Origin of the sequence: Ohtaekwangia sp., assembly GCF_036786105.1 — a bacterium.
In the GTDB taxonomy this organism is placed as follows: Bacteria; Bacteroidota; Bacteroidia; order Cytophagales; family Cyclobacteriaceae; genus Ohtaekwangia.
The window spans coordinates 6,026-9,821 of sequence record NZ_DAIQRQ010000104.1; the positions used below are offsets into that span (position 1 = coordinate 6,026).

The 3,796-nt window shown below is 42.2% G+C and carries 4 protein-coding genes; 2 read left to right on the forward strand and 2 right to left on the reverse strand.

Annotation, left to right across the window (positions count from 1 at the left end; genetic code table 11):
- The first annotated feature begins 168 nt into the window (after positions 1–168).
- Both V7Q33_RS22640 and clpX read left to right on the forward strand, forming a co-directional pair.
- On the forward strand, positions 169–843 hold the full coding sequence (locus tag V7Q33_RS22640) for a ClpP family protease (protein WP_331977087.1): 675 nt from the start codon (positions 169–171) through the stop codon (positions 841–843).
- Between the two features lie 91 nt (positions 844–934).
- On the forward strand, positions 935–2,170 hold the full coding sequence (gene clpX / locus V7Q33_RS22645; protein WP_331977089.1) for an ATP-dependent Clp protease ATP-binding subunit ClpX: 1,236 nt from the start codon (positions 935–937) through the stop codon (positions 2,168–2,170).
- 43 nt (positions 2,171–2,213) lie between these two features.
- Here the strand turns inward: clpX and lpxB are convergent, their stop codons facing one another.
- Both lpxB and V7Q33_RS22655 read right to left on the reverse strand, forming a co-directional pair.
- The gene (gene lpxB, locus V7Q33_RS22650) at positions 2,214–3,326 is read right to left on the reverse strand and encodes a lipid-A-disaccharide synthase (RefSeq protein WP_331977091.1); all 1,113 of its coding nucleotides are present in this window, start codon (positions 3,324–3,326) and stop codon (positions 2,214–2,216) included.
- A 47-nt stretch (positions 3,327–3,373) separates the two neighbouring features.
- On the reverse strand, positions 3,374–3,793 hold the full coding sequence (locus V7Q33_RS22655) for a 6-pyruvoyl trahydropterin synthase family protein (RefSeq protein ID WP_331977093.1): 420 nt from the start codon (positions 3,791–3,793) through the stop codon (positions 3,374–3,376).
- Positions 3,794–3,796: the final 3 nt, after the last annotated feature.

The window sequence follows — 3,796 nt, forward strand, 5'->3', positions numbered from 1 at the left end:
AAACTAACAAGCTTTACGTCAATGGTTTTAGTCCGGTAACAATCCGGGTTAAAACCATTTTCTTTTTAAATGGGTTTAAAGAACCGAATGGTTGGAATTTTGAACTTGGATAGCTAAGATTACCATTATTTCAATCGAAATTCGCCAACGTAATTATCCATTATTAATATGCAGTATAACAATGAATTCAGAAAGTACGCCGTACATCATTTAGGGATGAGCGGTAATACCGTTGACAGCTATGCACAGCAAATTCAGAATATGACACAATATGTGATTGAAGAGCGCCCGGGAAACTTCCGTGCAATAGATGTGTTTACCCGCCTTATCTCCGATCGCATCATTTTCCTGGGAATGGGTATTGACGATCAGGTTGCTAACCTGATTACAGCACAATTGCTTTTCCTTGAATCATCAGATCCGCGCAAAGACATCATCATGTACATCAATAGCCCGGGAGGCTCTGTATACGCGGGGCTTGGTATCTACGACACCATGCAATATGTAAATCCGGACGTAGCTACTATCTGTACGGGGTTGGCAGCTTCTATGGGAGCTGTTCTATTGACTGCGGGCGCTGCGAAAAAGCGTTCTGCTCTTCCACACGCACGTGTTATGATTCACCAACCGATGAGCGGCATGCAAGGACAAGCTTCCGATATGGAGATTTCCCTGAAGCAAACGCTCGAGGTGAAAAAGGATCTTTATAACATCCTGTCAAAGCACAGCGGCCAGAAATATGAGAAAATAGAGAAGGATTCTGATCGCGACTACTGGATGCGCGCACTGGAAGCGAAGGAATATGGTCTTATAGACGAAGTGTTGGAGCGTAAGAAAAACTAACGTTTCCGCACGTTTTCTGTCCAACCGATGTTCAGAATATTCAGTACCTTTGAGGTTATTCTGAGCATCGGTTTTTAATTTAATTTAACGTATGGCTGAAGTTACCTGTTCATTTTGCGGTAGAAGCAAAAAAGACGTAGACCTGATGATCTCGGGTATACATGCCCACATTTGTGATAAATGCGTAACGCAGGCTAACCAAATTCTCAGCGAAGAGAAGAAAAGCAAAACCGAAGCTGGGTTCTCTCCCAACTTTAAACTTGTAAAGCCTCGCGAGATCAAGAAATTTCTTGACGAATACGTTATCGGTCAGGATGAGGCCAAGAAGGTTATGTCAGTTGCAGTATACAATCACTATAAGCGATTGATGCAGCGCAAACTCGACAGTGATGTAACCATTGAAAAATCCAACATCATTATGGTTGGCGAAACCGGTACTGGTAAAACATACCTGGCGCGCACGCTTGCCAAAATTCTTCAGGTTCCTTTTTGTATAGCAGATGCCACTGTATTAACCGAAGCCGGTTATGTAGGGGAAGATGTTGAAAGCATTTTGACACGCTTACTACAAGCGGCCGACTACAACGTAGAAGCTGCTGAACGTGGCATCGTATATATTGACGAGATCGATAAAATAGCCCGTAAATCTGACAATCCTTCTATTACCCGCGATGTGAGTGGTGAAGGTGTTCAGCAGGCATTGCTCAAGCTACTTGAAGGAACTGCAGTAAACGTTCCACCTCAGGGAGGACGCAAGCATCCTGATCAGAAGATGATCACGGTGAACACGGAAAATATACTCTTTATCTGCGGCGGTGCCTTTGAAGGAATATCCAGATTTATAGGTAATCGCTTGAATACTCGTCCGCTGGGATTTGTTGCCGGACATGATGGGTTACATCCTGGGGATATTGATAAAGACAACTTGCTGAAGTTTATTACAGCGCAGGATTTGAAAAGTTTCGGACTGATACCTGAACTTATTGGTCGCTTGCCTGTAGTTTCATTCCTGAATCCGTTAGATCGCGAAACTCTGCAACGCATTTTGACTGAACCCAAGAATGCCCTCATCAAACAATACAAAAAGCTGTTTGACATGGAAGAGATCGAGCTCGAATTTAAAGAAGGCGCGATCGATTTTATAGTAGAAAAAGCGATGGAGTTCAAACTGGGTGCCCGCGGTTTGCGTGGTATCTGCGAAGCGATCATCAACGATGCTATGTTTGAATTACCATCTGAGAAAAATACAGATCGTTTAGTCATCAACCGTGCGTATGCTGAAGAGAAATTCAGCAAGTCACAGTACAGCAAATTGAAAGCAGCCTAATCAGATAAGCTGATTTGTAAAGGGTATCTATATTCTTTACAAATCAGTTTTTTTGTAAGTATCCCACCATAAGCCGGGCCGCATTTTCAGAAGCAGAACCGGTATCCAGAATCTTAATGATGAAATCATAATTATCCAGCATCTTTTGACGATAACTGGAATCATTCAATAACAAAGCGAGTTCGTTCGATACTTTCTCCACACTCGCATCTCCCTGGATCATTTCCCTTACAACTTCTTTATCAGCAATTAAATTAACGAGTGAAATATAGGGCACTTTGATGAGTAGCTTCACTATATAATACGTTAAAAAGGCAGTCTTGTAAACCACCACCTGAGGCACCCGGAAGAGCGCAGTTTCCAGTGTTGCCGTTCCGGATGTTACGATGGCTGTTTTAGCATGTTGAAGTAAATTATAGGTATCTTCAACAACAAATTTTACATTAGGTAAATTACGTAAAGGATCATATAGCGTTTGATCGAGATCACGTACTGCAGCCACTGCAAATTGCTTATCAGGAAACTGTTTAGCAACGCCAGCCATTAACGGTATAATGGTTTTTAATTCCTGTTTACGGCTGCCGGGCAAAAGAGCAACCAGCGATGCTTCATTGAGGTTATTCTTTGTTAAAAATTTATCATCGGCTTCGTGCGCTTTTACAGCATCGAGCACTGGATTGCCAACATAATCTACATCTACATCAAACTTCTTAAAAAATGATTTCTCAAAGGGAAGAATCACAAACATCTGATCTACATTCTGCTTGAGCTCCAACGCTCTGCTTTGATACCAGGCCCACACTTTAGGCGGAATATAGTAAAAGACTTTAATGCCTTTCTTTTTAGCAAACTTAGCAATGCGTCTGTTGAAGCCTCCGTAGTCTATGAGTATAACTACATCCGGGTTAAACTTCAGAATGTCATTCTTACATTGCTTAATATAGTTGGATATCTTATTGATGTTAGTAACAACCTCAATAAACCCCATGAACGCGAGATCTCCGTAATGCACCATGAGATCGACACCTGCGTTCGCCATAGACTCTCCTCCCATTCCGCGAAACGTAGCGTTTGTGTCGCGTTGGCGGAGCGCCTTCACCAGATTGCCTCCATGCAGATCACCTGAACGCTCTCCGGCAATGATATAATATCGCATGCTTAAAAATACAAATTAGGATATATGAAGTACAATGAATCCAGATTCTATTCACCGAAGTACTCAACGTAGTTACGAGGGGTTTCATACAGGCGAACGCTGTGAAGCTTTCCATAAGAGGTTACAGACGGCAGTTTCGCATCCAATATCTTCCATATCTCTATTACCAAATTCTCGCAGCTGGCAAGTTTACCTTGCATAAAATCGACATCGACATTGAGGTTCTTATGATCGAGCTTTTCAATAACCTCTTCACGGATCATAATACTCAATTTTTTAAGATCGGCAACAAAGCCGGTATCTGGATCGGGGGTTCCTTTTACGGTTACGATCAGATCAAAATTATGTCCGTGCCAATTCTCATTAGCACAAGGGCCGAAAACTTCGGCATTCTTTTCCTTCGTCCACTGAGGATTATAAAGCTTATGTGCCGCGTTGAAATGTTCTTTGCGGGATATGTAGATCATTTT

What these genes read in the sequence shown, in the direction of transcription:
- V7Q33_RS22640 (WP_331977087.1), top strand. Translation starts at nt 169, where the DNA reads ATGCAGTATAACAATGAATTCAGAAAGTACGCCGTACATCATTTAGGG.
- clpX (WP_331977089.1), top strand. Translation starts at nt 935, where the DNA reads ATGGCTGAAGTTACCTGTTCATTTTGCGGTAGAAGCAAAAAAGACGTA.
- lpxB (WP_331977091.1), bottom strand. Translation starts at nt 3,326, where the DNA reads ATGCGATATTATATCATTGCCGGAGAGCGTTCAGGTGATCTGCATGGA.
- V7Q33_RS22655 (WP_331977093.1), bottom strand. Translation starts at nt 3,793, where the DNA reads ATGATCTACATATCCCGCAAAGAACATTTCAACGCGGCACATAAGCTT.